Source organism: Caballeronia eucalypticola (assembly GCF_047608185.1).
In the GTDB taxonomy this organism is placed as follows: Bacteria; Pseudomonadota; Gammaproteobacteria; order Burkholderiales; family Burkholderiaceae; genus Caballeronia.
Window position 1 is genome coordinate 47,803 of the sequence record NZ_JBLKRU010000038.1, and the last position, 26,937, is coordinate 74,739.

Consider the following 26,937-nt stretch of genomic DNA (forward strand, 5'->3'; position numbering starts at 1 on the left):
CTGGAGTTGAGATGCAAAGCATCATCCTTGATGGAAAAGCAGTAGCAGCAAGCCTAATCGACGAACTTGCGAAACGTACGCAAACGCTGAAGGAAAAAAACGGCGGTCGCACACCAATCCTCGCAACAATCCTGGTCGGTGATGACCCCGCATCAGCTACTTACGTGAAAATGAAAGGCAATGCCTGTCGTAGAATCGGCATGGACTCGCGAGCGATTGTCCTGCCAAAAGAGACGACCACCGAGGAGCTTCTCTCATGCATAGATAACCTCAACGCTGACGAAGACGTGCACGGGATCTTGCTCCAGCATCCCGTACCGACTCAGATCGATGAACGACAATGTTTCGATCGAATCGCGATACAAAAGGATGTAGATGGTGTTACAAGCCTCGGATTCGGCCTCATGGCGTTGGGTGAGCCTGCTTTCGGATCAGCGACGCCCGCGGGCATCATGCGCTTGCTCGACCATTACGACCTCGATGTCGAAGGCAAGCACGCTGTCGTGATCGGTCGCAGTCCAATTTTGGGCAAGCCGATGGCTTTTATGCTTTCCAATGCGAATGCAACGGTTACGCTGTGCCACTCCCGGACCAGCAATCTTGAGCAGGAGGTGCGGCGTGCGGATATCGTTGTCGCCGCTGTAGGCAAGCCGCATTTTGTACGATCTTCTTGGATCAAAGACGGTGCCGTCGTGATCGACGCTGGTTACCATCCAGGCGGCATTGGTGACGTCGAACCGTTTGGTTTGACAACCCGTACCATGGCGCTGACACCTGTACCGGGTGGAGTTGGACCGATGACGATCGCGACTCTTGTTACGCAAACGCTCATGGCAGCAGAGCGAGCATACGATTGACCTCCTAGCTTCTTTGGAACTCCGTAGCTCGCTAGCAATAAATCCTGTTCACGTCAGGCAGAATTCAGGCCGTGTACGCGGACGGCAACTCTGTATCGCTGGGCGTATGCCCGGCATGCTCGAGTTAGTGGACCGATCTCTTAACATAGCAAGGTAAAGAATGCTAAGTCGCTCGCCTACGGCCACCGTTTTCCGGCCGATGTCATCAGTTGCGCTGTAAGGAGCTATTACCACTTCCAATCGAGCTTGCGTAATATCGAGGAGTTGCTGTTTGAACTGGCGTGGTCGTTACCATGAGTCGAAAACTTGTTGGGCGCTCCTGTGGCAACTGCTAATTGGGAGCCTTTTGGAACCAGGGCAGTTTAGAGAGACACCATAATGAAGATAGGATTTGTCGGCACCGGCGCAATCTCGGAAGCTGTTATTACCGGACTTTTGAAGACACGCTCCGACATCTCGGAGATCACTGTTTCTCCCCGAAACGCTGAGGTTTCCTCACGTCTCGCCCGTTCCTCTTCGTTGGTTCGCGTCGGCCGAGACAATCAGGACGTGGTAGACAGCTGCGATACTGTTTTCCTTGCGGTCCGGCCACAAATCAGCAAGGAAGTTGTCACCGCACTGAGGTTTCGAGCCAATCATCACATCGTGAACATTGTGGGCACGCTGACGCACGAAACACTCCACCGTTGGATCGAGACCCCGGTGACGATCACTCGAGCCATTCCGCTCCCACTCGTCGCCGATCTTCGAGGCGTCACCCCTATCTATCCGCCTAACAACCAAATCGCAAATCTTTTCGCCCCTCTCGGTCCGGTGATCGAGTGCAATGACAGCGCCCATTACGATTGCTTGGCAGTAGCAAGCGCGCTGATGGAAACATATTTCGGGATGCTCGAAATATGTCAACACTGGCTAGTAGAAAGAGGCCTCCTGCGAGAGGAGGCCATGGCGTACCTCAAAGATCTCGCGTTCGGTTTGTCCCAGACGATGATGACATCGCAATCCACATCATTCGAATCGCTGAGATTTGGACATACTACGCCAGGCGGTCTCAATGAACAGATGTATAGGGTATTTCGGGAGCAAGGCGGGGCGCGCGCGTTGACAAGTGCGCTCGACTCCGTGCTAACGCGTGTCGAAAGCTCGTTGATTTGATGGATTGCGCAAATCTGCTCTTCGTCATGATCGTATGTGTTGCCTTTTACCAGCACATCAAATCTAACCCATCACCGCCGACGACAACGGCGACTGGGCGAAGGATAAACGCAATCTCGCAATTGGCATCGGTCGGTTTGAAAGCGAGTTGGCTGGCCAATCGCGGCTCGTGGGCGAAACGACAAACTCTCAAACGAATAGGGCGCATCCTTCCCGAGTTTTCGCCGACTGCACCGAAACTTCCAGATCGTTTTCGGCGTAGCCCTTTCAGCTAAGGCGCACACCGTGTTGGCCACAAGTAGACCGGACAACTCATAAATCGCCCCTACCCGCGTCCGACGAGCCGAGCGACAATCGGACCATGACCGGCCGCGATCTCGCCGAGCCCTCCCGTCTTGAGGTGACGCAGTACCTCGCGAACTGAAGGGCGATTCACGCTCAATTCTTCACACAGCGTTCGCCCGGGCTCTAGATCTTAGGTGCATGTTGATCGCGCTCGCGCTCGCGCCAGGCTCATATCAACTTTCGTGGGGAACCGCGGTCCGTCCAGCGAGAAAGAGCGCATGCCTAGCGCTCAAAGCCAAAAGCATGCATGAAACTGCGTCGAAGATGAAAAGTCCGCGTGGACCCACAAGCATCATTGTCGCCGACGCCAGCGTCGGACCGGTCATACCTCCAAGCGAGAACAAGACCAAAAGCATTACAGACACGGCGACGCGATTTTGTGATTCCGTACGATCCTGCACATGGGAAACGATGAGCCCATATTGTGTGAAAGTCGCCGCAACGTAGGTCAGCGTCGCGCACCAAACAACCACCCGAACATCTAGACATATCAGCACGATGCTTAACGCAGCCGAGACCGACGCTGTCCAGAAAACAAGACGCCGACGGTCTATTCGGTCAGACAGACGTCCCATTGGGAACTGAGGCACTAACGCCCCGATGAGAGCCACGCCCATGAAGGTTGCAAGTTCGTGAGTTGAGAAACCCGATCGCTCGAGATAGACCGGCATCATCGAATAAAAGCTGCTGTAAATGAAGCCCGCCAAAATACACCCAGGCACAGCAAGCGGCGTTGCCCTTGTCATGTCGCGCAGACTCTCGCGCCACGCTCGCGCGGGAACACGATCGAGGTTTGCGTCTTTTACCTTTACCGGCCAGCCTTCCATGAGCGTGACCGGCATAACTGCCGCAGCAAATAAAGCAGCGGCGATTGAAAACTGCTGCGTAGCTGAATCTACGCCGATGTTCAGCAAGAACTGCCCGCTTCCTATCGCGAGGTAACCGAGCGCCGCATAAAGGCCGAATACTTGTCCGCGCTTGTTATTGTCGACGGTACCGTTCAACCAACTCTCGATCGAGGTGTAAAGCCCCATGAACGCCACGCCCGTGAGCAAGCGAATGAGTGCCAGTGTCCATGGCGAGTGTGCGGCGCCGAATGCGAGCGCGAGAATTGCCGCCGCTGCCGAAAAGGCCACGAACGTTCGGTGCTGACCGATGCGATCAATCAGTCGCCGATTGATCACTGCACCAAGTATGTAGCCCGCGTAATAGCACGACTGAATCAGACCGACAACGAGTGTCGAGTAGTCCGACTGAATCAAGCGGAGGGGAATCAGCGTTTGGAACAAGCCGTTTCCTGCAATAAGCAGCGCATAGCCAAGGAGAAGGCCAGCAAGTGCCCGCACCGCCTCTGCCGGGCTTGCCGTGTCTCGACCTTTGTTAGCTGCCGCTGAATCTGGCCACGGAGGGGTCTTGCGTCCGAGAAGCGCTGCTTCGTTTAACGGACCGGTACGTCCTACAAGCGACGTTTCGTATGCGTCGCCCGTCTCACTTCGGTGCGCCCCTTCTTGTCGCGCACGAATATCCGCGCTGGAGCGCGCCTTTTCATCTTCTCGTTCTGACATGAAAACCTTGATTACGCTCAGAGCATTTCGGACGACTTGCTATTGGCTCCCGTGAGTCAGCGAAGCGACTACCCTAATGCAGACAGAGGGATTGGCTTGTCAACTTGAGACAATGGTAACCGAGGGAATGACGCTTTTGTACCCGCGCACTTGTAACTGCCTTTCGTTTTTTCTATGAAGCAAAAGACCTGCTTTCTAAGCCCTAGATCGCGATATCCCCTGCTCCATGTCTTCAAAATTCCGCCCTCGGGCATTTACCCCCGGCTCATCCGCTTTCACCTCCGGCGCTGCGGAGGTATGCCGGATACCGGAGTTTCTGTATAGGCACGTGGCGGAGGTCGCTTGATCGCTGATGACGCTCTACCTCCATTGAGACGGGCGTTTTTTCGTGGCGGTAATTGCGGCATCGGAGCAGCGCTCCTGCCACGGCTTACGTCCTCCAAAAGTCGGGTGTGTGTGGGATGCCAATTGCAGTTGTCAGCGTTGCGCTGACTTTTCGTTCACCAGTCCTACAGGGGGAGCCGGCAGCATCTCACCTGCCCGCTACTGCTTGTTGGCAGCGTCGCTTATCAATGTTGGTCAATGCTGTAGACGTCAGGCAGATAAGATAAGCCAAAACGTTAAAGCAGACGCCCCTGATTATCCTCATTAAACCAGCCTTCCCAAAAACCGTCATGGAGGTCTATCGGATGCGGAAGGCCTGCGGTCGATCCCTTCGAACGAAGCGAGTTTAGCCGTCCGGCGCACGAAGCATCGTCAGTGATGAAATGGGATATCCCGGCTGCAACGCACTGGCCGATTAGCTTGGCGTCATCCTTGATCGCCACGCGAGCGTCGCCCTCCTGGCGTGCTGCAAACATCGCATCGAAGATCCGCGCGGTGACCACAGCATGATCGATGTTGAAGGGCAAGATCATAAAGTTGTTCAATCCCAGATCTGTGATGCGTTGGCGCACTTCAAACTCACTGATCACGATCGTGGACAGATGCATCATGACGCCGGCGCCGATAAACCGTTGGAAATATTCCTTGGCCAACTCATGATGCGCACGGCTGGTGCCGCTCAGGCAGATCAGAAAACTGGTGTCGACCAAAACCGAGTTCAATCGGTCTCCCCCCGAATGTGCCGCACCCATGTGGCGGGATCGTCGACATCCGACCACGCCTGCTCCCCATTCGCGGTCAACCGCGCAAACTGTTGCTGGTCGAACTTCGGCTCGTAATGCACGAATTCAACCAACTGAGCATCGATCAGCTCTCCAGTTGCCAGGTCCATCGAGGCCCGGATGCGCACGTGAACCTCTTTGTAGAGATGATTCTCGGTCTCGGCGCGGATCAGGGCTCGGTCCGTCTGAACAACGAGTGTTTTGCCGTCGGGTAGCTTGATATGGGCATTCGCCTGAGTTGATCCGCCCAAGTCCACGACCTCCCCGCGAATGTAACGCTCGACGTTGACAATCGTCCTCGCCTGCTCGGCCTTAAACCGAGTTTGATGCGTAATGGCAACGACCGCCCCGCTCGGAGTTGAGATCTTAAAGCGCATCGATGCTTTTCTATCGGCTGCAGCCTGCCATTTCTGGATGATGGTGCGACGCTTTGGATCGATTCCGCTGATGTCGGTACCTGATTCTAATAATCTCAGATCGTGGACCAGGCTAGGCGATGAGAAATCCCGAGCCTGAACCGCGAGCGAGCCGTGGACAACCGCCACCTCGGCTGCGTCGGCATCCGCGTCACGACCACTTCCCTTCAAAAAGTCCCTCACGTCGCTGGCAAAGCTCGCCAAGGTCGCGAGCGGAACCCTCGCCGGGCTGATGTCGTAGCCAGGTGAGTCGTCTTCAAGCGAGAGAGTAAGAGGTCGCTGGTCCATGAATGTATTGTCCCGCGTTTTTCAGGTGTCCGTCTATGTCTTCGCTCTGGTCACGCTGTAGGGCTCGCTGATGGGGTGATCTACACTCCAATTGTGGTCGACTGGCCGAATATCCGCGAATGAAGGGGTAGATAGCCGTAACTATCATAGTGCTTCGATCTGTGCAAAATTCCATGAAAGTAGCATCAAGCCAAATTACGTGCCGAGTTCCTTGCTTTTTCGGCATTCAATTACCAAAAGTATAGCGTTATTAGAAATAATATTCGACGTTGATAAATAAAGTTATGTCAAATCTATTCTCTACCAATGCAAAGCATTTATATGGGTATTGCGTTGTGTAATCCAAATTCGCTATTCGCAGCCTGAAAACCCGCTCTGGACGCCGCCGGTCGTGGCATTGGGCCGCGATTCTAATTATGAGATTCACCAACACTGACCGACAAAGTCCGTTTGCTAAGCTCCCGCATTTACGTTCCCGGTTTCGCTGTCGTACCCGAACCAGCCTGGGTGGATAACGAAATGTTGTCATGGTCGTGGGATGCTCCAGAATTGCATCCATTTTTATCAACGTGCGAAAGCAGATCTATACTTATTTCCTCGAGACTGATGTGCCGCTTCATGGCCAGCGTACGCAGTGCGGCGTAAGCATCCTGCTCATTGATTTGCCGTTCCTTCATCAGCTGCAACTGCGCCGAGATGACGAAGCGTCGTGCTTTCACTCGCTCCTCCAACTGACCCACGCGGGTTTGAAGATATCGGCGGGCTACGTGGGAATTTTCGGCAAGCACGCATGCGGAAAGCACGCCGTCATAACGGATCGGCTTGCGCATATAGCCCGCAACGTCTTGCTCGATGATCCACTGGAGCCGAGACGGCGTCTCGGTCCCGAGTATCGCGATCCGGGGTACGTCCGGCCAGGGCAACTCCTTGCCGTGGTTTTGCAGCGACGCATGATCGCCATCGAAAACGATGAAATCGAAAGCGATCAGAGTGAGCGGTTCTGGGAAGAAATTGAAGAAGTCGACCTCCGCCCCCTGGCGCCGAAGTTGCTGCTCCAGGTTGACCTGATCTTTGCTCTCGCAATAAAGTGCGCAGATTCGCTTGCCTCGCAGCGACAGGGTCGTTTTCTTCACATTACATCTCCCCGCCGTCATACAGCGTGGATGCGATGCGGGCGGGGGGTGCCAGGTCAGATAAATCCACCCAGGCCAAGTACGGGTCAGGCTTGACCGGCTCCGTAGATTGCCAAAAGATATCGAACTGTCCATCAGCGCCACAGCGCGCGATGCGTGGCGTGAGGAAACTGTGATTGTTGTCCGCGTCGATGCGAACTTCGCCTTGGGGTGCCGCGACCGTCTGTGCATAAACCGCGTTGCGAACGGCCATAGTCTCGTCAGTCCCGCATGCGTTGATCGACCGGCTGAGAAAAGCGCCGATCAGATAAGCCGCCTCGGTGTCCACAGAAGGTGAGCTCTCGGTCCCGAAGCGTTCGTGATAGTCGTGTAGAAACCGAATGTTTTCGGGGCTGTCAATTGACTGAAAGTAGACTGACGAGACCAGATAACCTTCGACCGCTTTCGCGCCGACCAGCTTGACTTCGGGCTCGCAGAGGGTCAGGCTCAGTCTTGCGACGTTATCGGATCTAAGGAACGGATGCGCCCGCTCCGCGCGTTGCCAAGCGTCATAAAAACAGTAAGCAGACTCACCCACAAGCGTGTTGAGCACGATCGCGGGACGCTTCTCCACAATGTCCTCGATGATCGATTCGATGGCCCGCTCGCCTATCGGCACGAGCCGCTCGCCCGCAACCCGCCCGCCTACGTCGTGCATGGCTTCTCTTGCAATCCGGTTGATTTCCCACGACCAGACGTAGTTCGAGCCGACGTTATACATCTTCGATTCGTAGTGATTCACGACATGCCGGATTAACGGTATAACGTGTTGATTGGGAGCCGCGCCCAGATAGATGACGTTGTCGCTGCTTTCGAAACCTTCGTAACGCGGCGAGTGCCAAAGCAGCGCGTTCGCACCTTCGATCAACGGCAACACACGTTTCCTCGATGCCGACGTGTAGCAGCCGATCACATGCCTCACGCCCACGCCATGCAGCAACTCGCTGCAAAACGCGTAATACTGGTCGAGCGATCCGCCCGGGTCGCGAATCACTGGATCCAGGAAAAACTCGCTTTCTTCGTGCGCGTTGGCTTGCTCAATGGCCATCAACACGCCGTTGAGCATTTCGCGCCCGATCGCCCCGTATGTGCCCGTCAGCGAGTACAAAATTCCGACTGGGATGATTGCGCGCCCCGCCGCTCTGGAATCTGGCGACCTCACTTCGGTCGATGCCTGCAACATTTCGGTCTCCTCCGCTTCATGGCCGGTGTCCGGTCGATACGACCCGGACGACTCGCCGGATCATTGCTTGATCAACGGCACGTAGTGGTGGGGCAGGCGCATCTTTAGCAAGTCCTTGTTGCGCACTACGTTGGTTGGATAAGTTGTGTCGAGGTTACCGGTATCGACAAGAAGCGTCGCGGTGGCTTCGTCGTCATGAACGAGCGCTTCGCGGCGCGGAAATGCGAAGGTGTCGGGGCCGAACACACCCGACTCCCCCATTCGCCCGCTTTCGGGATCGAAGCGGTTTGCATAGGCGAGATAGACGTTGTTCTCGCCCGCGCGCACGCGAAAATGATGCCAGTGAAAAGGATCAGCAGATACAGGAATCGGATGGCTCTGGCGGATAGCCGAGCCTGGATGTGTTCCGGTGAACCTGCCTGCAAGTGCGCTTGGACAAGCGATGACATCGCAACCGGACAGTGCAAGCACTCGCGCTGACTCCGGAAATAATGCATCGTAACCGATCAATATTCCTATGCGTCCAACAGCGGTGTCGAACGTGCGCCAAGCGTCTCCCATCGACGCCCATGGCAGGTCATCGTCGTGCAGATGAATTTTGCGGTACGTCCCGATCAGGCCCTCTGGGCCCGCCAAAACCGCGCAATTGAAGCGCGCTTCACCGGCGGATTCAGCCATGCCCGCCACCAGATAGACGCCATACCGCATCGCCAGCCTGACCAGGCGATCCGTGGCCGCGCCGGGCACCGGCTCAGTCACAGGTACGCCGCCTTCGAATCCTGACATCGATAATTCCGGGAACACAATAAGCGAAGGCCTGTCATGCTCCATCGCCTTCGTGACCACCGCCTCGATCCGGTCGAGGTTCACTGAGGTCCTTGCGTCGCGCCGAAGCTGCGCCACCATCACTTTCGAGCTGTGTCCCGCAGATAGCGGCGAAATACCGTACAACTTGAAGAATTCGAGCGGATTCCAGGTGAACGGGTTCGTCATCAACTGAAGATATTTATCGGGCCTGCGTCGCGCGAAGGCCGCGCGCGGACTGTCCGCTGTCATGGGAGACGAAGCAAGTTCGGCGAACACGATTCCGTCGCCATCGTCCCTCGATGCCAGTACCTTGCCGTTCTGGTCGATAACGCAACTCCCTCCGCTGAATTGCACGCCGCGCTCGAGTCCCCATCGGTTGCTCTCGATCAGAAAACAGCCATTCTCGGCCGCGCGGCTGATCCAGTAAGGCGCCGGGGTGCGTTCGGCCAGCCAGTTGCTGATATGGCAGATGATCTCCGCCCCGTCCAGCGCGACGAGCCGTGCAGTCTCCACGAAGTGAATGTCCATGCAGATCAACAACGCGATTTGGCCAAGAGGCGTGGCGAATACCTGGTGGCCGTGATCGCCCGACGCAGCCCATCGCGGCTCCGATATATAAGGATGAGTCTTTCGATGGACACCCACCACGCCATCCGGCCCGATCAGCACGGCGCTGTTGTAGAACAGGTCTGTGCCGGCGTCTCTCTCGGGCATGCCGATCACCACATGGCAGTCGTGTTGCTTAGCTATCGCGGCGAACCGGTCCGTCGTGGGTCCGGGAATTATTTCGACAAAAGGCGCGACTTCTTCGCGATCGACCCAGCAGTACCCCGTGGTCGCCATTTCCGGCACCGTGATCAGGCGCGCGCCGCCTTGCGCGGCGTCCTCCACAAGCGCCGCCAACGCGTCCAGGTTGGCATCTTTGGCGAACATGGACGGTTCGAACTGAACCGCTGCAACTCTCAAATCTTCTATCATGGATTGCGTTCTCTCAAGCGTGCCTCGCCCCGTACGATCTGCGCGCAGGCATTCAAATAATGGGAAATCGAATCGCTTTACGCGGCGTTTCCGGTCATCAGCGCGACGAGGTGGTGCTCGTCCATGTCCTCGCGCAACACGTCCGCGGCGACCGCGCCTCCATACATGACGACGCAGCGGTGCGCGAGCCGCATCAGTTCGGCAAGCTCAGTCGAGTAGACGAGGACCGATCCGCCGTTCGACGCGAAATCTTCTATCGCCTGGTAGATGATCTCCTTGGTGCCAACGTCCACGCCGCGGGTGGGATCGAAAAGCAGCAAGGTCCTAGCGCCGGTCAGCAGCGCCCGCGCGATCAGGGCTTTTTGCTGGTTGCCGCCGGACAGATTGCCTATCCTGAAACGCAAATAGCGCGGCTCCAATTCGACTTGCGGTGCGACGGTGCGGATCGACGCCGCTTCTCGCCTTGCCGAGATCGTGCCCCATCGGCTGAGTCGCCGCAGCACCGGCAGGGTGATGTTCGCCGCAGTGGAGAGATTCGGGAATATCCCTTCGCTCTTTCGGTCCTCGGCGACGAACGCAATGCCGCGTTGCGTCGCGAGCGCTTGGGCGGGATTGTTGAAGCGCACTGAACGGCCCTGCAGCACGATTTGTCCACTCGATGGCGCTATCAGTCCGGCCAGCGTGCGGAAGAGTTCGCGTTGCCCCTGCCCTTCGAGCGCTGCCACGCCGACGACTTCCCCGGCTGCCAGCTTCATCGATACCGAATTGAAGCCCTTGCCTGCGAGGTCGTTCAGCACCAGCGCGTCGACACGTACCGCGTCATCCGCGCGCTGGCGGGGACCGAGACGATCATTGGCGAGTCTTCCGACCATCATTTCAAAGATCTCGGCGTCCTTTACATCGGCGAGTGCAACCGTCGATATGCTGCGGCCACTGCGCAGTACGGTAGCAGTGGCCGCGAGTTCGCGAATTTCTGCTAGCCGATGCGAGATGTACAGCACCGCTGTTCCTTGCGATGTCGCTCGACGCACCAGACCGAAGAGCCAGTCGACATTGGCGAGTGCGCCCGTCGGCTCATCGAGAATGAGGAGCCGCGGTTGCCGATGCATCGCCCGGACGATCTCGAGGCGCTGGCGCGAAGCAAGGGACAAACTCTCGACGCTGGCCGTTACATCGATATCGTGCACGTTGTGATCCGCGAGGATCTGCGTGGTTGCCGACGCCATGCTTTGAATCGAACTCAATCCACCGCGCCCTTTCAAGGACCGCGGCAGGAAGAAGTTTTGCGCCACCGACAAGTTAGGCGCGAGACTCAGTTCCTGAAATGCCGTCGATACCCCTGCGTTGCGCGCGTCGAGCAATCGAGTGGGCACGAAGGGCTGGCCATCGAGCGACATGCTGCCGGCGTCCGGCTTTACGACGCCGGACAGTACCTTCACCAGCGTCGACTTTCCCGCGCCGTTCTCGCCGAGCAGCGCCTGGATTTCTCCGGGACGAATGCGCAGCGAAACGTCTTCGAGCGCGACGGTCGCGCCGTAAGACTTCGAGACCGAGCGCATCTCGACCGTGATTTGTTCTGACGTGTTCATGTCCGTCCCTCGGTTGGGTCTTGCGACAGCGACTTCACGGTTTGACGGTTGCCTTGACCACGGTCAGCTTGTACTGGTCGGGCGCGGCCTTACAGTCGCCGCAATTGATTCCCGGTTCGTTCGCCGCGATGGGCACGGCAGCCGGCAGCGGCTGGATCGTCATGCCCGGTGTGGGCAGGCCCTTGAGCGCTGAATCGAGCGTGATTTCGGGCAAGTAGTTCTTGTTGTATATCTCCGCCGAAAAGCCGTCCGGAACCAGGCCGGCCGCGAACGTATTGCAGCCGTCGGCTATAACCTTTCCATTGCACAGTTTCATCTGGTCAGCCGCGGCCCACGGAAGTGGATACTCGACGTTCGTCGGTTTGAGGTTGCGTTTTCCCGTGAGGATTTCCATCATGAGCTTGAACGCATAGCCGGCGGTGGCAGGCGGCGAGCCGGACGACACCCCTTTGAAGCCGCGTTTGACATCGTCCTGATTCAAAAAGCCCAGGCGAAAGCCATTCATGTTTTCCCCGGTGATCGGCGGAATTTTCCCTTTTCCGTCAGCAAAAGCCTTGAGGACGCCCGCTTCTCCCAATTCGGACCACACGCCATCTACGTCCGGATGAGCGGCCAGCGCCTTTGCAGTCTCCTTTTGACTTACACGGTCGTCCCACATGCCGTAGTACTCCGAAACGACCTTGATGCCCGGATACTGCGCAAATATATGCTTGGCGCCGTCTGCATGCCGCTTGTCAACTGACGTACCAGGCACGCCGCGATTCATGAAGATCGTGCCTTTGCCACCCAGTTCGTTGACGAGCGCTTGCGCCGTATTTTCCCCAAAGCCGGCGGAGATGTAACTGACGTTGTAGGCGCATGGTTCGGTGACAGTCGAGTCGTACATGAAGAACTTCACGCCCTTCTCACAGCCTCGCTTCACGGTCCGGTTCAACGCCGTCGGGGAAATCGGAAAACTGATGATCCCGTCGGCCTTCGCATCGATCATGCTTTCGTATGCCGCGATCTGCGCTTGTGGATCAGTACCCGAAATGACCACTTTCAAATCGACCATCTTGTCGTAAGGCGGAGTGGCCGCGAGTGCCTTGATCTCGTTCGACGTCTCGCTCATCCAGTTGTTTCCGGAGTAGCTGAGGCTCAGGAAGATCTTGTACTTCTTCCCGGCGGGAGGAGTTTGGGCGGAAGCCGTCGATACCGCTCCGGCCAAGGTGACCGCTGCCATCGCGGCGCCTAACACATTGAGCCATGATTTTACTGTCATACGTTATCCTAATCGATGTAGATTGCGTGGTTTTAAAATTAGATCGGGGATTTATCGGAACAGGTCGAGTGCTTTTTTACGCAATTCGGCAAGCGGTCCGCCGGACGACGTCTGCAGCAGCAGAGCGATAACAATTACGAGACCCGAGACAATCAGGCGCCAACCCTGTTCGAGTCCTGTTGCCGAGATGAGGGAATCGAGCGTGGTCAGGAACAGTGTGCCGACCATGGTGCCCGCAAACGTTCCTCGACCTCCCAGGATGGAAGAGCCACCAACGACCACCGCTGCAATGGAAGGAAGCAAATAGGGTTCGCCCATGCTGAGCGTCGCGCCTCCGGAATATCCCGTGAGCAGGATCCCGCCAGTCGCCGCGCACATGGCGCTCACGGCGTAGGCCAGGACCAGCGTACGCGTCACGGGTACGCCCGACACACGCGCCGCGCCAGGGCTTCCGCCCACAGCGTACAGATTGCGCCCGAACACAGTCCGGGTCTGGGCCAGCAAGCCAACCACGCAGATCGACACGAACAGAATCACGACGTAAGGGACACCCGCCGCGGACCCCTTCATCAGATCTTCGAGGAACTGGGGCGATGCCCCCAGCGTGCTGCCGCTCGTGTAACCCAGTGCGAGGGAGCCGACGATAATCCCCATGCCCATCGTCATGATGAACGGCGGGATCTTCAGGCGCGCCACGCCGACTCCGCTGATGCAACCCACTACGCCAGCGGCAAGCACGACACCAGGTATCAGATACCACGCACCCGCGTCGCCGGTTTCAACCAGCGCCGTGGTCATCACGCCGCCGAACATGAACATCGCGGCTACGGAGAGATCCAGCCCGCCGGAAAGGACCACGACGCCCTGTCCAAACGATACCAGCAGCAAAAACGTTCCGAGAGTGAGGACGGTCTGCACCTGTGACCACGACCCGAGACTCGAACTGATGAACCTCGAGCCCGCGAGCATGGCCATGGTCAACACCAGGAGCAATGCGGCAGTGACAAGGTCGGGGTCAAGCTTGCTAGCACGCCGCGTATCGCGCCGCAATTCCACCAGCGGTGAAGTATTCGATTTGGTGTTCATGCGATGGCTCCGTTACGCCGAATGCGATGCAGGGCGCGTTCACAGAGAATGGCGGCGATGAGTAGCAAGCCCTGAAATAGCCCCGTATAGAACGACGAGACTCCGACTGCGAACAGCATCTTTTGCATCAGCAAAAGGACGGCCGCGCCGACCATCGATCCAATCAGGCCGCCTTGCCCGCCACCGAGACTCGTGCCGCCAAGCGCGACTGCCGCGAAAGACAGCAGCAGAAAAGGGAGCCCCGAGTTTGGATCGCCGGTAGATGTCTGCGCGCTCAGCATGAAGCCCGCGGCGCCATAGAACACGCCCGCGATCACAAATGCAAGGCAACGTGTTTTCCTGACAGATATGGCCGAAAGCCCCGCGGCCGTTTCGTCAGCGCCTACAGCATAGAAAGCGATTCCCACGTCAGTGCGCCGCAATATCAGCCACGCGATCGCGAACACTGCCACGAACATGCCGGTAACTGGAAACCCGGCGAGCGATCCCGTGAGCGTCGTGCTAACGAAATCCGCGACGCTGCCGCCCGGCACCGGAAGGATCAGCAATGCGATGCCCTGGAAGATGATCATCGTTCCAAGCGTCGCAGCGATGGTCTGAATGCCTCGATAAGCCACCAGATAGCCGTTCAACAGCCCGATGAGCGCACCCACCACCAGGCAGAGAGCGAAGCTTACGACACCGCCCAGCGCTCCAGCGATCGGATAAGCCGCCACGATCACATTCGCCACCGAAATCGTCCCAACCAGTGAAAGGTCAAAACCTCGCGTGAGCACCACGACGGTTTGCCCGGCTGCTGCCAGAATCAGCGGCGCGGCATTGTTCGTCAGGCTCGTGATGGAATACGGGCTGAACGCGCTGTGATCGCAGACCCCGTAAAGCGCGAACATCACGATGTAGACGAGTGCCGCGAGCGTCGCGCCTCCCGTCAACACGTCTTTCGTCCGCGATGCCCGGGGTTTAGCCGGCGTCGGTGGTTCAAGCGTATTGATCGAAGTGTTCATGGGTGGGGTAGCGTTAGGTTAAAAAAAGCCCCGCGGCTCCCTGAAGGAGCGCGAGGCGTCGTTGCCATATGAGCTGTTGAGTCCAGTGCCAGACAGCGCGATTCGAATAACTAGCCCGTCATTGGGCCTTCAAATCCCGCCAGAACCGATATTGCTATTTGATTGCCCGTGCCGTTATCACTGCTGCGGGCTTCGGCACTATCCGTCGGGCGGAAGATCCGTCGGACGCAGCGTGGTGATGGTGGTGGTGATGTCCGCCATGATCGTGCTCGTGGCCTGAGGATTCCGCGGCTCTCGATGCATTCGGCAGTGCCACCGGATCGCCATGCCTCGTGTTGAGATAGGCACTGTGCCAAAGCGCCTGACGCTCGCTGACAATGTGCTCCGATACGCACAGCCGCGTCCCGAGCATCGATTCGAGCGTGGTCATCCATTGCCGGTAGTAAGCGTCGCCGACTGACTCGCCATCGCGCAGCGGCTGCGATGCAATCGTCGACGAAAACGCGTCCACCCACTCGGTCCAGCTGAACACGCCCCCTCGCGAAAGCTGCAGCGCGGTGGCAAACGCCTCCGCTTCCCAGGGTTCGCCGAAGCCTAGTTCCGGCTCCTGAAGCAACCCTGCCCGTTGCTCCTTGTTCATGCTCGCATTCATGATTGATTCCTTTAGAGAGCGCCCGCAATATAATCGTCCCACAGGTCCAGGTACACGCTGTGTCGCGGGGAAGCGCCGACGCCCCAGAGTTCGGTTGCATCGAACCTGACGCTATAGAGATGCTGTGGCAACTCGCCTTTTCCATGCGCGACCGTGTCCGGATAAACGAATGATCCATAGCACTTCTGGATCGTGCCGATGCGCCCGCGCGCGTAACGTGGCAACCGGGTATGACCGCTCGGGCTGAGGTTAGCTACCATGATCTTGTCGCCCGCCCTGAAGCGCTCGGGCCGGTCAGTCGGACGCACATAGTCCGGATTCGATTTGACTCGTGTGAGCACTTCATCTTTCTTGACGAGATGCATGATCACGCTCCTTGCCTGAGTTGCTCGACCTTCGCGTCGATTTCAGCCTCGGTGAGCAGGCCATTGTTGATCGCGAGTGTTTCCATCGCATGGTACCAATGCACGTAGTACGAGGTGCTCAGGTACTCTGCCGGGTCCATGATCTCGACCGCGTGTCGAAATTCGTCGATGGGGCAAAGTCCCCCAGCGAAGTAGAGTCCTATCGTGGAGAAGACCTGGCGTTCCCAGTCAGACTTGAACACCGGTTCATTGGGATCGAGTTTGATCGAACCCAGTCCATGCATGCCGCCGACATCGTGAATTCCGTTCATTTGCCTGCTCCGGAAAAAGTGTGCGTGACAGGGGCCAGCAAAGCGGTGCCGATCATGGAATCTCGGGTCACCAACGAAGCGAGCTCCGCTTCGCTCATGCCTTCCGAGCCCTTGGGCCGCTCCGGCATGACGATATATCGAATCTCTGCGTTGCTGTCCCACACTCGAATCTCGACGTTGTCGGCAATCTCTACGCCGAATTCACCGAGCACGGAAACCGGGTCGATCACAGCGCGAGATCGATATTGCGGCGCCTTGAAATACGTGGGCGGTAAGCCGAGCACAGGCCACGGATAGCACGAACAGAGCGTGCACACGACCAGGTTGTGAACCTCCGGCGTGTTCTCCGCAACATGAAGATGGGCGCCTTCCATGCCGGTGTAACCCAAGCCATGGATCGCGGCCGTCGCATCTTCGAGCAGATACGCCTTGAATTCGGGATCCGTCCAGGCTTTAGCAATGACCGCAGCACCATTCTTGGGTCCGAGCCGGTGTTCGAACACATCGATGATCTCGTCGACCGCAGCGGGGTCGAGTATTCCCTTCTCGATCAGCAGCGACTGGATTGCCTTGATACGCAAGGTGGGGGGTGATGGCGGAACAGTCTTTTCATCATCGTTTTGCATGTGATTCTCCTGTTTCGAGACATTGATTGACTAGGCAGCGCAATCCGAGCACACAACGCGGGGACCAAAAAAAGCCCAACTACTCTTGCGAGTGCCGGGCATCGTTGCCATGCTGTACCACGCTCGATCCGTACTACAAAGGGGAGCAGATTACGACGTCTTTTTGTAAAGAAGCCGTTGAAGTTTTCCATGCCGACCGGCGCCGTTGCCGGAAAAAACTGCACAAAACTGCTTGAACCAAGCGCAATTTATAGACTCAAGGTACTGCAAAAATATTGCCCGTTACAACGACCAATAAATTTTGTTACAAGTGCACGGGAGAACTCAGTCCCCGAACGCGCCCTTGCTCCTTGGCGGTGCGCGCGGCAAGCGCGCCGAACAACAAGCCGATGGTGGTCCACATCACGACCTGCAAGCCAAGGGCCGCGATCCGGAACTTCCACAGCACCACGGCAGGAAACGCAGACGGGACTTCATTAACGACTGGTAAGGAAAGCTCAACAATCGAAACTACGACCACGTACGCCACGCATCCGGTGATCGTCGCGTTCCAGTTTCCCAGTCTTGAAATCGTTGCCAGCCTGATCCTCGACGCAAAGACCGCCGCCACAATGGACACAGCGAGCATGGTGAAGTAAAGGCTGGTGCGCATGCCGATTGTCTCGGGATTCCCCACCGACGGTGGATTCGCCGGATACTTGAGACCCGGAACGACCACGACGACCACGAACGCAATGAGCGCCAGCAATGCCGACAGGCCCCGCGCGTCCATACGTCCGACCCGTCCGTATGCGTAGGCCATGACCATTGAAAACAGGCCGCCCACAGCGGCGCCGTATACCACGACGCCGGTCAGGAGCCCTAACCCCGCTTGCGTGGGACGGCTGACCAGTTCGGGTTCGGCCGGCTCGCCTCTTGCAGCGTCGATTTTCTGCTCGAACGAGATCGCCTGATCGACCTGGGGTTCGCCGGCGACCCGGGCGAATGCGAACGTCACCAAGCCCGCCACGACGCCCGAAAGCATTCCGCGCAACAACCATTTTCCGACCATGGGACACCTCTCGTCAGTGGCAAGGAAATCCGAGCAAGTGCCGTCCGTCGTGGACGAACTCGTGTACATACATGCCGTTGAAGATCGCCGTCGCGCCTTGCTCCGCCCCGACGAAATAGATTGCCAGCAAGAGCAATAGTCCGACGAACACCGCCCACGGCAGGAGCTCGCGAACGGGTATGGGCGCGGGCAACGAAACAGGGTTGGTCACAGCTTGATTCATCATTGATAGCTCCGAGAATATCTACGTTCCGTTATTCAGCCGCGAACCCGAACCGGGCCATGAAACACAAAAGCCCCGGCTCAATGAAGAGTGTCGGGGCCTTGTTGCCACTGCACGAAAGTGCGTAGGATAAATTTTTAGTGTCGATGCAACTCGTCAGCACTACAGCGTCGGCTTCGTTGCCGATGGACTACACGTGCAGGAGTTGCTAGTGACACGAGGTCGGCCTTGTTACTGCCAACCACGACTTGACGATATAACAGAATTTGCTGTGAGGGTAGCGTTTCAAAATAAAATTCCTCTCGATTTCCTTCGCCCAGTACCTGACGTTCTGTACTGGTAATTCGCGAATCGGCGCACCGTCGAGCCACGCGCCGCTCGCTTCAAGAATCTGCGGACACGCCACACGGAAGGGTAACCGGTCACATAGCTGATATGCGACGTCGCTAACACATTGGTCAAGAGCGGAACGGAAGCTGGAGCGGGAGCGGTTCTGCTGTCCCCAATTTGAGAAATGAAGCCACCAACCAAGCTCCCGTTTCCACCCATTGTGAATGTGCATTTCGACCCACCAGAGCCCATGGCAAAGCGGCATTTGCGAAAATACAAATGGGCCGCTGCGCCAGTATCTGCCTTAATGGCGCGGACCTTTCGGCCTACATTCAGGACAAACTCGATGCCATGCAGACAGCCTGAACAGCAGGCGTCGCGCCATGCACGCGTTTCATTTGCTACTCGAGGTCCTCGCCGCAACACGTGTTTCGAGGCTTAGCCTCAAAACTCTAAACATTAATTTCACTGTTGCACTTAAGCCTTGAAACCGCCAGCCTTAAAGTTCGGAGGCCTGCGCCAGTGCAAGCGTGTCGATGTACTCCCGGATGTTCGTCACTTTGCCATTTCGAACGGTAATGGCGAACACCCAATCGTCCTCGAAGGTCTTATTCGTGGCTTTGACTCTGCCCGTGGCAAAGCCGACGACTAGAACCCGATCGCCCTGCGCTACGAATTCGGGAGGATTTGGGAATGAAGTTTCCACCATCTCAGAAGCCTTTTGAAGAAAATCCGCCAATCCCGCGTGTCCGCGGTGCGTTCCGGCCAGCGCCCACTCGCCCGGAATGATCCACTCAATGTCTTCGGCAGAAATCGCCAGCAGACCTTGCTTATCGCCGCGGCCCATTGCTGCAAAAAAATCCTTCACAATCTGGACATTTTCATGCGTGCTCATCGAAATCTCTCCATTTCTGTTACATCGGATTGCGTCCGACCTGGTCCCATACGATCGAAACAAGTCCGCGACTGCAGCAAGGAAGGGAACGATTGCGTTCCTGAAGTCGGACGGCTTCTGCTCCCTTGACTTGCCGCAGGATTTTCAGGCCGAGCCTCAGCCTATAGGTCCTACGCTCTTCGGCGCCATTTCATATGGCCAAAAAGCCGCCGCCGACACACAACTCCACTGGAGTGGGTTGATGACGACGACGTGAGAAACGCGTTGTTCCCAGTGGCGTTGTGAACCTGCTGGTGCAACGTGGCGTCGGTAATTCATCCGAGATCGACGTTCAAGGCGACGTCGAAGGTGCCGGCGCCGTTTTTGGCTAGGCCGATAAGCATCAGGCCGAGCCACTCGAGCGTCGAGGCCATGGGCAGGCCGCCGACATCGAACGGACGCAGCCCGAGACTCTCGAGGAAGGCTGAGACGCGCGCCTTGGCGTCTGGATCGTCAGCGGCGATGAACGCGTCGAGGCGTCCACTCCGAGCGAGAACAGGGCCGAAAAGAGTGTTGAACGCCTTCACGACATGCGCGCTGGCGGGGGCGGCCTTGGCGATCTCCTGCGCACCAGAACTGCCGTGGGGTGTGACGAGGCCCGTGAGGTCGGAGGAAATGGGGTTGGTGATGTCGATGATCACCTTGCCGTCCAGCGTGGCCCCGAACTCGGTTACCACCGCCGCAGCACTCCCGTACGGCACGGCGAGGATGACGATCTCGCCCGCCGGCGCGGCGCCGTAGGTCCCTGTGGTCGCTCCAGCTGCGAGCTTGTCGGCCAGCGCCCGCGCCTTGGCGGCGTCGCGGCTGACCACCTCGACAGTGTGTCCAGCCTTTGCGACACGTCCGCCAATCGCCGTAGCCATGCCGCCTGTGCCGATGATGCTGATAGTGCTCATGTGTAGTTACCTCGTGAGTTGGGTATTGCCCGTAATCTCTAAACGGGGCAACCCCTGATTGATATTTCGTGTGTGCCGAGCTTCGTGCGGCATCCCTCATACCGTCCCCGAGTCGACCAAGCCTTTGCCCGAATGCAGCACGGCATCGCGACATTGCTGTCGGCCGAGCCCGTTCGGCCGGGCTCGCGCCTCAACTCAGCGGGCAGGGAAGTAATGGCCGTTGTCGAGGTCCTTGAGCAGGCCGGGCTGAGCAGGCTTCCAGCCGAGGGTCTGGCGGGTGATGAGGTTCGACGCCGGGAGGTCGAGCGTGACCAAATTCGCGAGGAATCCAAAGTATCCCGGCAGCATCAGTACGTCCATGGGAATGCTCACGGCCGGAACGCCTAGACGCTTGCCAATGGCCTCGGCGATCTCGCGGAACCGGATGCCCTCGCCCTCAATTCCGTGCCAAGTTTTGCCAGCCGGACCCTTCTCCAGCGCTAGGCGGAACAAGGAGGCGAGGTCGCGGCTGTGCACGGCCGGCCACAGGTTCGCGCCGTCTCCGGGGTAGCCGATGGCGCCCTTCTCCTTCGCGAGCCCGATCAGCAGCGGAAGGAAGCCGGCATCGGTCGTGCTGTGCGCGATGGGAGGAATCCGCACGACCGAAGACCGCACGCCCCGCTGCGCGAGGCCGACTGCGGTAAGCTCCACGATGTTGCGAACGCGCAAGGTACCCTTGTACGCATCGCCGCCGGGAAGGGCCGGGTCCTCCTCAGTGGCTGGCCGGCCCAGGTTATCCCACCCGGGCGAGCCAATGCTCGCCGACACGACCAGCGGCTTTCCGGTACCGGCCAGTGCCTCGCCGTACGCAAGCATGATCTGGAGCTCCGCAGCGGTCACGGCGTCAAGCCCGCCGGAGGGCAGCAGGTCTTGCCTGTGCGCGACGTGGATGACGCCGTCAGACTCTGACGCCGCCGCCTTGAGCACATCGAGGTCGGAAATATCCCCGCGACGCACCTTCGCGCCGAGTGCGGACACCGCCGCCGCGGACTTGTCCGACCTGGCTAAGCCGGTTACCTCGTGGCCAGCAGCAATGAGATCGGGGATGATGTACGAACCGATATGGCCGGTCCCGCCAGTGACTAAAACGTGCATGTTATTGCTCCTTGCAAGCGATGTGATGGGAGATGTCGTGGTACTCGTGTGCTCACCCAAGAAGGCTGACGCCGATTGAGAAGCTGGTGTGTTTGACCGAGTGGGTGAGGAGGCCCAGCGACAGCAGGCAGGCGTGCTCCAACGTCCTCGCCATGGGCAGCGGCCCGGTATCCATTGGGCGCAGTCTGAGGCTCTCGACGAACGCCGAGACGCGTGCCTTTGCCTGTGCGTCGTCCCCCGCGATGAACACGTCCAACGGATGGTCCTTGGCGGGACCGGCAGCCAGCACGTGCGAGAACTGAGTGTTGAACGCCTTGACGACTTGCGCATCGGCAGGGGCTGCCTTGGCGATCTCCAGCGCGCCGAAACTGTCGCCCGGCGTTACGAAGCTCGTGTGGTCGGAGCCGACGGGATTGGTGATGTCGACAAGAACCTTGCCTGCCAGCTTTTCGCCGTACTGCTTCACCACGTCAAGAACGGCGGAGTACGGAACTGCCAGGATGACCATGTCCCCAGCCGGAGCTGCGGCGAACGTTCCTGTCGTTGCGCCAGATCCGAGCCGCTCGGCCAGCGCCCGCGCCTTAGCGGCGTCGCGACTCATTACCTCGACGATGTGTCCGGCCTTGGCGGCAAGACCGCCGATCGCTGAGGCCATGCCGCCTGTGCCGATGATGCTGATTGTGCTCATGTGCAGCCTTTTGGTTTGTTGGGTGCTGCTCGTACTCTCAACATTCATGCTAGACACATTACTTGTAAAAAACAAGTTAAAACGGAATTTACTTGCGATATACAAGTGATGCTAATATATAGCCATGAAGACGACATCTAAAGAAGACGTGCGGTCCCATTGCGCAGTGAACTACGGCGTGGAGATCTTCGGCGACCGGTGGTCGCTCCTGATCATTCGCGACATCGTTTTTGTTGGCAAGAAGACGTATGGCGAGTTCCTGAAATCCGAAGAGGGAATCGCAACCAATGTCCTTGCTTCCCGCCTCGCCTTTCTTGAGGAGCAGGGAATTCTTTCGAAGGCGCCCAGCCCCGACGACAGGCGCCGTGACTTCTACACGCTGACCGAAAAGGGCTTGGACCTCATTCCCATCGTGCTTAACATAGTCCTTTGGAGTGCGAATTATGATTTGAAGTCGTACGTGCGGCGCAGCAAGGAGCTCGTTGCTCGATTAAGTCGAAACCCCATGCTGGTGAGCGAAGAGGTGAAGGCGCTGGTCCGCAATGGCGGATGCATGTTTCCTGAAAGCAAGCAATGAGCCAGACGTTTCGCCGTTCAAGATGGAGCCGGCGGTGGCGATTGGAACGACTTCGCGGCCATAAAGACCGTGAGACTTGCATCAGTGATCTGTGTCAGCGGCTTCGCTATCGCACAGCGCCAGGCACTCGCCAAAGAGGCAAACTAACGCCTCGCTTCGCAGCGCACCCAAGCACCCGCGTTGTTATCCGCTCGGGGGCACTTGGAAGCCCTCCCGCTGCATAGAGCTCGTACTGCATGGTTTAGGGCCTGGAACTCGCGTCGGTCTCGGAGGCCCGCGCCAGTGCTTGCGTGTCGACATACTCTCTGATATTCGTTAATTTGCCATTTCGAACGGTGATGGCGAAGACCCAATTGTCCTCAAACGTCTTATTTGTGGCTTTGACTTTCCCCTTGGCGAAGCCGACAACCATGACCCGGTCTCCTTGCGTTACGTATTCCGGGGGTGCGGGGGAAGAAATTTCCAATTCGGAAGCCTTCTGAAGGAAATCCTCCAATCCCGAGTGTCCGCGATGCGTGCCGGCCAGTGGCCAGTCCTCACCCGGAACGATCCATTCAATATCTTCGGCAGACAACGCCAGCAGCCCTTGCTTATCGCCACTGCCCATTGCAGCAAAAAAATCCTTCACAGTTTGGACATTCTCTTCGATGCTCATCGAATCTCTCCATTTTCTTTGAATCGGATCGTGTGATGTCTGCGATCACAATTTATCAGTCGAACTTGACCAAGTCCTTAAAGATCAGTCGACCCCAGCTATTTCCGCGCGCCTGCACGAGCAGCCCACCTTCTGAAAGGCCGCCCAGTTCGATTGGCGAGAAGCCGAGATGTTTCGCAAGCGCACCAATCTCCTCTGCGGCGCCGTCATCGTCGCTCGCCAGGAACACGACTCTCCTGCCACCATGCACGGCCGGATCTTGGTCAAGGACAGCTGCGCCCAAATGGTTGAAGCCCTTGACAAGTCTTGCGCCAGCGAAGGCCCGTTCGACGACCTTGGAAGAAGGCTGTCCTCCCAGTTCCTCAGGGGGCACGCCGTAGGCATTGGTCACATCGATGATGGTCTTGCCGGTCCAAGTGGGCAGCGCCTTCGCGACATCCGGGTGCGACTTGTAAAGGACAGCCAAAAATACGATGTCCGCCTTGACCGCTTCCGCCAATTTTTTGGGAATGATCGTGGGTCCGATCGCGGCCGCAGCGGATGCAAAGCTTTCGGGGTCGCGAGTAGTTGCAACGGATACTTCGATGCCTTTGCGGGCGAATGCCTTGGCCAGAGCCTGGCCGATTTTGCCGAAGCCGATAATTGCGTAGCTCATATATTTTCCTTGAGTTTGCGGAGCCCTACAGCGCTCCGAATAATCGAATGGAGCGCCGTAGGGCGCTGCATCAGAGTTGCGCCAGGCCACCGTCGACGGCGACTTCGCTGGCGGTCATGAAGCTGCTGTCCGACGAGGCGAGAAAGGCAGCGGCCGCCGCGATCTCCGATGGATCGGCCATGCGCTGGAGCGGAGTCATCGCGGCATAAGCTTTCTGGCCCTCTTCACCGAGCGCTGCCTTCGCGAGTTCGGTCGCCGTCGCCCCGGGCGACAGCACGTTCACCCGGATGCCGGTGCCCTTCAGGTCCTCCGCCCAAGTCCGCGCGAGATTCCGCACTGCCGCCTTGCTTGCGCTGTAGGCGCTCATTCCCGGGGCGCCAGTGGTGCCGGCGCTCGATCCGGTCAGGATGATCGAACCACTTTTGCCCATCAGCGGCAGCGCCTTCTGGATCGTGAAGATCGTACCCTTCACATTGGTGTCGAAGGTTTCGTCGATGTGCTCGGCGGTGATCTTGCCGAGCGCAAGCGGGCTTCCCGCCCCGGCATTGGCAAAGACGATGTCGAGGGTTCCCCGCTCGGCCTTCACCGCCGCGTAGAGTCGGTCGAGGTCGGCCTCGTCCATGACCGAGCCCTTCACTGCGCGGGCATTGGCTCCGAGTTCGGCCACTGCAGCGTCGAGCGCTTCCTGCCGGCGGCCGAAGATGAAGACGAAGGCGCCTTCCTCGATGAAGCGCTTTGCCGCGGCGCGGCCGATGCCAGTAGCGCCACCGGTGATCACAGCGGTCTTTCCATTCAGTCTGGTCATCGTGCATCCTTCATTGGTGTTGTATGGAAGCAGGAAACTGCTTGATTGAGGCAAGCATGCACCTGTGATAACCTATGAACAAGTATGCATCCTTTGGTAACTAGCAAATGGTCGACTCTTCTAAAGATTGCGGTGGCCGCTACTCCTACGGGCTTGCCGCCACGCTCAGCATCATCTCGGGCAAGTGGAAGCCGCTGATCCTGTACCTCCTGCTCGACGGCCCGATGCGCTACGGCGAGCTCAAGCGCAACGTCCATGGTGTCAGCGCTAAGGTGCTGATCAAACAATTAAAGGAACTTGAGGCCGATCACGTACTGGTGCGGACCGACTACAAGGAGGTGCCACCGCGCGTGGACTACGCGCTGACCCCGCTCGGCCGCAGTCTGGCCGACAAGATTGTCCCGCTGTGCACTTGGGGAACCGAAAACATGGCAGAAATGGTGAGCGTTCTCGCCAAGCGTGACAGCTTGCCCTAGCAGGGTGCTAAAGGACCGCTGAGACAAACTTCCTCCGTATTCGTGGCGGGGCGCCAGGTCGAATTGCTCCGATCGGACTGTAAGATTGCGCGGTTTGAGCGGCCCCATCCATGCTTTGTGACAACCATCTCATAGTAGACTCCAGGTTGTCGACTTAGGCACCGCGAGCAACAGGGGGCAAGAGGTACAGATGCAGGTTGCGCCTACGCTGCGAAAAAGTCGGTACGGTTCCGTACCCGAAGCTGAGAGTAATGGCATGACATTAATAACTTCGCGTATTAATGGACTTTTCCATGCGTTCGCCTTCCACAAAAACTCCTTGGAGCGCCCGTGGTGTGTATGACGCCGGTAGCCAGTCAGTCGTACTCCTAATTGAGCTCTATGTTAAGAGCAGTCTTCTGGGATTTCGTTCTTCTAGTCAATAGCAAGAAAATGCGCTGACCGTGAGTCGAAGCGCGGGGCGTACTGCTAGGCGATTAGATTGCCGGGATTCGATGGCTCCTTGAGCGGCGCTTGTCCGGTCAAGCGGGTCGCTAAAACAATCCTGCGTGCTCAACCATTCTGATGGCGGGGCACGCTTCGGTGGTTACCTCGTACACCAGATCACGTCTTCGCTATCCATGAGGGCAACCTCCTCACACCACGAAGGAGCGCATATAACTCGGCGATGTTGCGTTCGGCGTCCCCTACAAAAACACGCCGCGGAGCAGCATTTGCTCAACCGCTTTTTCGGTTTTAGAGGTCGCAAGCAGGGAGCCTACTTTTATCACCGAGAACGTTCATACGGGCTCAATGGAAAGTGCGTCCATGGCGAACATCCAGTAAAAAATAAAACAATATCGACCGTTTGGCTATTGAGTAGGAGCTGTAAGCTATCCGTCTTCGATTTCGAACGAAATGCGTATGCGCCGCATTTACGACCAGTTAAGCCGCTGTCGTGCCGGGCAACAACCTGTCAAACTCCCGTTTGACAACGCCATAGCACTCGCAAACGCGTTCTTCCACGCCAGTTCGATTCAATACCTCGATGTGCCCGTGGCTATAGCGGATAAGCCCCGCCTCTTGTAGCTTGAGCGCTGCTTCGGTTACGCCTGAGCGCCGAACACCGAGCATGTTCGCAATGAGTCCTTGTGTCATTTTGAGTTCGTTGGAAGGCAGTCGGTCAATGCTCAGCAAAAGCCACCGACACAATTGTTGGTCGATGGAATGATGGCGATTGCATACGGCCGTTTGCGCCATCTGCGTGATTAACGCCTGTGTATATCGTAGCAACAGGCGCTGAACCGGTCCGGCTCGACGAAACTCCTCTTTCAGAACATGCGCTCCCAGTCGATACGCTTCCCCGGCGCTTTGCACCACGGCTCTGCTTGGGGTCGTTTCCCCGCCCATAAATAGCGAAATTCCGACCAGTCCCTCGTTGCCAACAATCGCGATTTCCGCTGATGCACCATCCTCAAGAACATAAAGCAACGATACGATTGAGGTGGTCGGAAGATAGACATGCTCGAGTTGATCCCCAGACTCGTACACGACTTTACCAAGCGGCATTTTAACTAGCACTAAATGCGGCAATAGCCGGTCCAACTCAGCCTTTGGCAGCACCGACAAAAGACAATTTTCTCTAGGCTTTTCGCTACTCACCATAGTGGCCTCAAAAGTTAAACTGGAAAGTGCCGGGTTTGGCGGC

At 57.7% G+C, this 26,937-nt stretch carries 28 protein-coding genes and 3 pseudogenes; 6 read left to right on the plus strand and 25 right to left on the minus strand.

The window, feature by feature from the left end; genetic code table 11:
- Nucleotides 1-11: 11 nt before the first annotated feature.
- The 3 genes and pseudogenes from ACMX25_RS31030 to ACMX25_RS31040 all read left to right on the plus strand — a co-directional run bounded on the left by ACMX25_RS31030 (nt 12) and on the right by ACMX25_RS31040 (nt 2,012).
- A complete protein-coding gene (locus ACMX25_RS31030) occupies nt 12-857 on the plus strand; it encodes a tetrahydrofolate dehydrogenase/cyclohydrolase catalytic domain-containing protein (protein ID WP_414953735.1) in 846 nt (281 codons plus the stop codon).
- A 153-nt stretch (nt 858-1,010) separates the two neighbouring features.
- Nucleotides 1,011-1,133 (plus strand): annotated as a pseudogene (locus ACMX25_RS31035) (IS6 family transposase); the annotation flags it as partial.
- A 102-nt stretch (nt 1,134-1,235) separates the two neighbouring features.
- Nucleotides 1,236-2,012 carry a pyrroline-5-carboxylate reductase gene (locus ACMX25_RS31040; RefSeq protein ID WP_414953736.1) on the plus strand — a complete coding sequence of 259 codons (777 nt, stop codon included), beginning with the start codon at nt 1,236-1,238 and terminating at the stop codon, nt 2,010-2,012.
- A 518-nt stretch (nt 2,013-2,530) separates the two neighbouring features.
- Here ACMX25_RS31040 and ACMX25_RS31045 read toward each other — a convergent pair.
- The 17 genes and pseudogenes from ACMX25_RS31045 to ACMX25_RS31125 form a co-directional block, all read right to left on the minus strand.
- Entirely contained in the window at nt 2,531-3,922 is a 1,392-nt protein-coding gene (locus tag ACMX25_RS31045) for an MFS transporter (RefSeq protein ID WP_414953737.1), read from the minus strand.
- Between the two features lie 620 nt (nt 3,923-4,542).
- Nucleotides 4,543-5,028 (minus strand): type II toxin-antitoxin system VapC family toxin, encoded by a 486-nt coding sequence (locus tag ACMX25_RS31050; protein WP_414953738.1) that lies wholly within the window; start codon nt 5,026-5,028, stop codon nt 4,543-4,545.
- Nucleotides 5,025-5,792: a hypothetical protein gene (locus tag ACMX25_RS31055; protein ID WP_414953739.1), complete on the minus strand. Its 768-nt coding sequence runs from the start codon at nt 5,790-5,792 to the stop codon at nt 5,025-5,027. The genes ACMX25_RS31050 and ACMX25_RS31055 overlap by 4 nt, the downstream gene beginning before the upstream one ends.
- A gap of 467 nt (nt 5,793-6,259) precedes the next feature.
- On the minus strand, nt 6,260-6,925 hold the full coding sequence (locus tag ACMX25_RS31060) for an ANTAR domain-containing response regulator (RefSeq protein WP_414953740.1): 666 nt from the start codon (nt 6,923-6,925) through the stop codon (nt 6,260-6,262).
- 1 nt (nt 6,926) lies between these two features.
- Nucleotides 6,927-8,147, minus strand: coding sequence for a transporter substrate-binding domain-containing protein (locus tag ACMX25_RS31065; protein WP_414953741.1), 1,221 nt, complete (start codon nt 8,145-8,147; stop codon nt 6,927-6,929).
- Between the two features lie 60 nt (nt 8,148-8,207).
- A complete protein-coding gene (locus tag ACMX25_RS31070) occupies nt 8,208-9,932 on the minus strand; it encodes a nitrilase-related carbon-nitrogen hydrolase (RefSeq protein ID WP_414953742.1) in 1,725 nt (574 codons plus the stop codon).
- Between the two features lie 77 nt (nt 9,933-10,009).
- Entirely contained in the window at nt 10,010-10,807 is a 798-nt protein-coding gene (locus tag ACMX25_RS31075) for an ATP-binding cassette domain-containing protein (protein WP_414953764.1), read from the minus strand.
- Nucleotides 10,808-11,011: 204 nt separating this feature from the next.
- Nucleotides 11,012-11,440, minus strand: a pseudogene (locus tag ACMX25_RS31080) (ATP-binding cassette domain-containing protein); the annotation flags it as partial.
- Between the two features lie 115 nt (nt 11,441-11,555).
- Entirely contained in the window at nt 11,556-12,782 is a 1,227-nt protein-coding gene (locus tag ACMX25_RS31085) for a sugar ABC transporter substrate-binding protein (protein WP_414953743.1), read from the minus strand.
- Between the two features lie 51 nt (nt 12,783-12,833).
- Nucleotides 12,834-13,868, minus strand: coding sequence for an ABC transporter permease (locus tag ACMX25_RS31090; protein ID WP_414953744.1), 1,035 nt, complete (start codon nt 13,866-13,868; stop codon nt 12,834-12,836).
- A complete protein-coding gene (locus tag ACMX25_RS31095) occupies nt 13,865-14,872 on the minus strand; it encodes an ABC transporter permease (RefSeq protein WP_414953745.1) in 1,008 nt (335 codons plus the stop codon). Before ACMX25_RS31095 ends, ACMX25_RS31090 begins: the two co-directional genes overlap by 4 nt.
- Before the next feature lie 154 nt (nt 14,873-15,026).
- Nucleotides 15,027-15,524 carry a nitrile hydratase accessory protein gene (locus ACMX25_RS31100; protein ID WP_414953746.1) on the minus strand — a complete coding sequence of 166 codons (498 nt, stop codon included), beginning with the start codon at nt 15,522-15,524 and terminating at the stop codon, nt 15,027-15,029.
- Between the two features lie 11 nt (nt 15,525-15,535).
- Nucleotides 15,536-15,889 carry an SH3-like domain-containing protein gene (locus ACMX25_RS31105; RefSeq protein ID WP_414953747.1) on the minus strand — a complete coding sequence of 118 codons (354 nt, stop codon included), beginning with the start codon at nt 15,887-15,889 and terminating at the stop codon, nt 15,536-15,538.
- Between the two features lie 2 nt (nt 15,890-15,891).
- Entirely contained in the window at nt 15,892-16,200 is a 309-nt protein-coding gene (locus tag ACMX25_RS31110) for a hypothetical protein (protein ID WP_414953748.1), read from the minus strand.
- Nucleotides 16,197-16,826 carry a nitrile hydratase subunit alpha gene (gene nthA, locus ACMX25_RS31115; RefSeq protein WP_414953749.1) on the minus strand — a complete coding sequence of 210 codons (630 nt, stop codon included), beginning with the start codon at nt 16,824-16,826 and terminating at the stop codon, nt 16,197-16,199. Before nthA ends, ACMX25_RS31110 begins: the two co-directional genes overlap by 4 nt.
- Nucleotides 16,827-17,130: 304 nt before the next feature.
- Nucleotides 17,131-17,877, minus strand: coding sequence for a CbtA family protein (locus tag ACMX25_RS31120; RefSeq protein ID WP_414953750.1), 747 nt, complete (start codon nt 17,875-17,877; stop codon nt 17,131-17,133).
- A 13-nt stretch (nt 17,878-17,890) separates the two neighbouring features.
- Nucleotides 17,891-18,100: a CbtB domain-containing protein gene (locus tag ACMX25_RS31125; RefSeq protein WP_414953765.1), complete on the minus strand. Its 210-nt coding sequence runs from the start codon at nt 18,098-18,100 to the stop codon at nt 17,891-17,893.
- Nucleotides 18,101-18,675: 575 nt separating this feature from the next.
- Between ACMX25_RS31125 and ACMX25_RS40395 the strand changes: the two are divergent.
- Nucleotides 18,676-18,784: pseudogene (locus ACMX25_RS40395) on the plus strand (IS30 family transposase); the annotation flags it as partial.
- A 145-nt stretch (nt 18,785-18,929) separates the two neighbouring features.
- Here the strand turns inward: ACMX25_RS40395 and ACMX25_RS31130 are convergent.
- The 4 genes from ACMX25_RS31130 to ACMX25_RS31145 form a co-directional block, all read right to left on the minus strand.
- Nucleotides 18,930-19,325: a nuclear transport factor 2 family protein gene (locus ACMX25_RS31130; RefSeq protein ID WP_414953751.1), complete on the minus strand. Its 396-nt coding sequence runs from the start codon at nt 19,323-19,325 to the stop codon at nt 18,930-18,932.
- A gap of 314 nt (nt 19,326-19,639) precedes the next feature.
- Nucleotides 19,640-20,260, minus strand: a complete 621-nt coding sequence (locus tag ACMX25_RS31135) for an NADPH-dependent F420 reductase (protein ID WP_414953752.1) — start codon at nt 20,258-20,260, stop codon at nt 19,640-19,642.
- A gap of 195 nt (nt 20,261-20,455) precedes the next feature.
- Entirely contained in the window at nt 20,456-21,394 is a 939-nt protein-coding gene (locus tag ACMX25_RS31140) for an SDR family oxidoreductase (RefSeq protein WP_414953753.1), read from the minus strand.
- A 52-nt stretch (nt 21,395-21,446) separates the two neighbouring features.
- A complete protein-coding gene (locus tag ACMX25_RS31145) occupies nt 21,447-22,082 on the minus strand; it encodes an NADPH-dependent F420 reductase (protein WP_414953754.1) in 636 nt (211 codons plus the stop codon).
- 124 nt (nt 22,083-22,206) lie between these two features.
- Between ACMX25_RS31145 and ACMX25_RS31150 the strand changes: the two genes are divergently transcribed.
- Nucleotides 22,207-22,659: a winged helix-turn-helix transcriptional regulator gene (locus tag ACMX25_RS31150; protein WP_414953755.1), complete on the plus strand. Its 453-nt coding sequence runs from the start codon at nt 22,207-22,209 to the stop codon at nt 22,657-22,659.
- Nucleotides 22,660-22,900: 241 nt separating this feature from the next.
- On the opposite strand, the gene ACMX25_RS31155 is transcribed toward ACMX25_RS31150, so the two are convergent.
- The 3 genes from ACMX25_RS31155 to ACMX25_RS31165 form a co-directional block, all read right to left on the minus strand.
- On the minus strand, nt 22,901-23,314 hold the full coding sequence (locus tag ACMX25_RS31155; protein ID WP_414953756.1) for a nuclear transport factor 2 family protein: 414 nt from the start codon (nt 23,312-23,314) through the stop codon (nt 22,901-22,903).
- 55 nt (nt 23,315-23,369) lie between these two features.
- The gene (locus tag ACMX25_RS31160) at nt 23,370-23,969 is read right to left on the minus strand and encodes an NADPH-dependent F420 reductase (RefSeq protein ID WP_414953757.1); all 600 of its coding nucleotides are present in this window, start codon (nt 23,967-23,969) and stop codon (nt 23,370-23,372) included.
- Between the two features lie 70 nt (nt 23,970-24,039).
- A complete protein-coding gene (locus ACMX25_RS31165) occupies nt 24,040-24,774 on the minus strand; it encodes an SDR family NAD(P)-dependent oxidoreductase (protein WP_414953758.1) in 735 nt (244 codons plus the stop codon).
- Between the two features lie 107 nt (nt 24,775-24,881).
- On the opposite strand from ACMX25_RS31165, the gene ACMX25_RS31170 reads away from it, so the two are divergent.
- The gene (locus ACMX25_RS31170; RefSeq protein ID WP_414953759.1) at nt 24,882-25,250 is read left to right on the plus strand and encodes a winged helix-turn-helix transcriptional regulator; all 369 of its coding nucleotides are present in this window, start codon (nt 24,882-24,884) and stop codon (nt 25,248-25,250) included.
- A gap of 924 nt (nt 25,251-26,174) precedes the next feature.
- Here the strand turns inward: ACMX25_RS31170 and ACMX25_RS31175 are convergent.
- Entirely contained in the window at nt 26,175-26,894 is a 720-nt protein-coding gene (locus ACMX25_RS31175) for a Crp/Fnr family transcriptional regulator (RefSeq protein ID WP_414952219.1), read from the minus strand.
- Nucleotides 26,895-26,937: the final 43 nt, after the last annotated feature.

Excerpts from the sequence above, each read along its gene's own strand:
- ACMX25_RS31030 (WP_414953735.1), top strand. The coding sequence starts at position 12 with ATGCAAAGCATCATCCTTGATGGAAAAGCAGTAGCAGCAAGCCTAATC.
- ACMX25_RS31040 (WP_414953736.1), top strand. The coding sequence starts at position 1,236 with ATGAAGATAGGATTTGTCGGCACCGGCGCAATCTCGGAAGCTGTTATT.
- ACMX25_RS31045 (WP_414953737.1), bottom strand. The coding sequence starts at position 3,922 with ATGTCAGAACGAGAAGATGAAAAGGCGCGCTCCAGCGCGGATATTCGT.
- ACMX25_RS31055 (WP_414953739.1), bottom strand. The coding sequence starts at position 5,792 with ATGGACCAGCGACCTCTTACTCTCTCGCTTGAAGACGACTCACCTGGC.
- ACMX25_RS31065 (WP_414953741.1), bottom strand. The coding sequence starts at position 8,147 with ATGTTGCAGGCATCGACCGAAGTGAGGTCGCCAGATTCCAGAGCGGCG.
- ACMX25_RS31070 (WP_414953742.1), bottom strand. The coding sequence starts at position 9,932 with ATGATAGAAGATTTGAGAGTTGCAGCGGTTCAGTTCGAACCGTCCATG.
- ACMX25_RS31075 (WP_414953764.1), bottom strand. The coding sequence starts at position 10,807 with ATGATGGTCGGAAGACTCGCCAATGATCGTCTCGGTCCCCGCCAGCGC.
- ACMX25_RS31085 (WP_414953743.1), bottom strand. The coding sequence starts at position 12,782 with ATGACAGTAAAATCATGGCTCAATGTGTTAGGCGCCGCGATGGCAGCG.
- ACMX25_RS31090 (WP_414953744.1), bottom strand. The coding sequence starts at position 13,868 with ATGAACACCAAATCGAATACTTCACCGCTGGTGGAATTGCGGCGCGAT.
- ACMX25_RS31095 (WP_414953745.1), bottom strand. The coding sequence starts at position 14,872 with ATGAACACTTCGATCAATACGCTTGAACCACCGACGCCGGCTAAACCC.
- ACMX25_RS31100 (WP_414953746.1), bottom strand. The coding sequence starts at position 15,524 with ATGAATGCGAGCATGAACAAGGAGCAACGGGCAGGGTTGCTTCAGGAG.
- ACMX25_RS31105 (WP_414953747.1), bottom strand. The coding sequence starts at position 15,889 with ATGCATCTCGTCAAGAAAGATGAAGTGCTCACACGAGTCAAATCGAAT.
- ACMX25_RS31110 (WP_414953748.1), bottom strand. The coding sequence starts at position 16,200 with ATGAACGGAATTCACGATGTCGGCGGCATGCATGGACTGGGTTCGATC.
- nthA (WP_414953749.1), bottom strand. The coding sequence starts at position 16,826 with ATGCAAAACGATGATGAAAAGACTGTTCCGCCATCACCCCCCACCTTG.
- ACMX25_RS31120 (WP_414953750.1), bottom strand. The coding sequence starts at position 17,877 with ATGGTCGGAAAATGGTTGTTGCGCGGAATGCTTTCGGGCGTCGTGGCG.
- ACMX25_RS31125 (WP_414953765.1), bottom strand. The coding sequence starts at position 18,100 with ATGAATCAAGCTGTGACCAACCCTGTTTCGTTGCCCGCGCCCATACCC.
- ACMX25_RS31130 (WP_414953751.1), bottom strand. The coding sequence starts at position 19,325 with ATGAGCACGCATGAAAATGTCCAGATTGTGAAGGATTTTTTTGCAGCA.
- ACMX25_RS31135 (WP_414953752.1), bottom strand. The coding sequence starts at position 20,260 with ATGAGCACTATCAGCATCATCGGCACAGGCGGCATGGCTACGGCGATT.
- ACMX25_RS31140 (WP_414953753.1), bottom strand. The coding sequence starts at position 21,394 with ATGCACGTTTTAGTCACTGGCGGGACCGGCCATATCGGTTCGTACATC.
- ACMX25_RS31145 (WP_414953754.1), bottom strand. The coding sequence starts at position 22,082 with ATGAGCACAATCAGCATCATCGGCACAGGCGGCATGGCCTCAGCGATC.
- ACMX25_RS31150 (WP_414953755.1), top strand. The coding sequence starts at position 22,207 with ATGAAGACGACATCTAAAGAAGACGTGCGGTCCCATTGCGCAGTGAAC.
- ACMX25_RS31155 (WP_414953756.1), bottom strand. The coding sequence starts at position 23,314 with ATGAGCATCGAAGAGAATGTCCAAACTGTGAAGGATTTTTTTGCTGCA.
- ACMX25_RS31160 (WP_414953757.1), bottom strand. The coding sequence starts at position 23,969 with ATGAGCTACGCAATTATCGGCTTCGGCAAAATCGGCCAGGCTCTGGCC.
- ACMX25_RS31165 (WP_414953758.1), bottom strand. The coding sequence starts at position 24,774 with ATGACCAGACTGAATGGAAAGACCGCTGTGATCACCGGTGGCGCTACT.
- ACMX25_RS31170 (WP_414953759.1), top strand. The coding sequence starts at position 24,882 with ATGGTCGACTCTTCTAAAGATTGCGGTGGCCGCTACTCCTACGGGCTT.
- ACMX25_RS31175 (WP_414952219.1), bottom strand. The coding sequence starts at position 26,894 with ATGGTGAGTAGCGAAAAGCCTAGAGAAAATTGTCTTTTGTCGGTGCTG.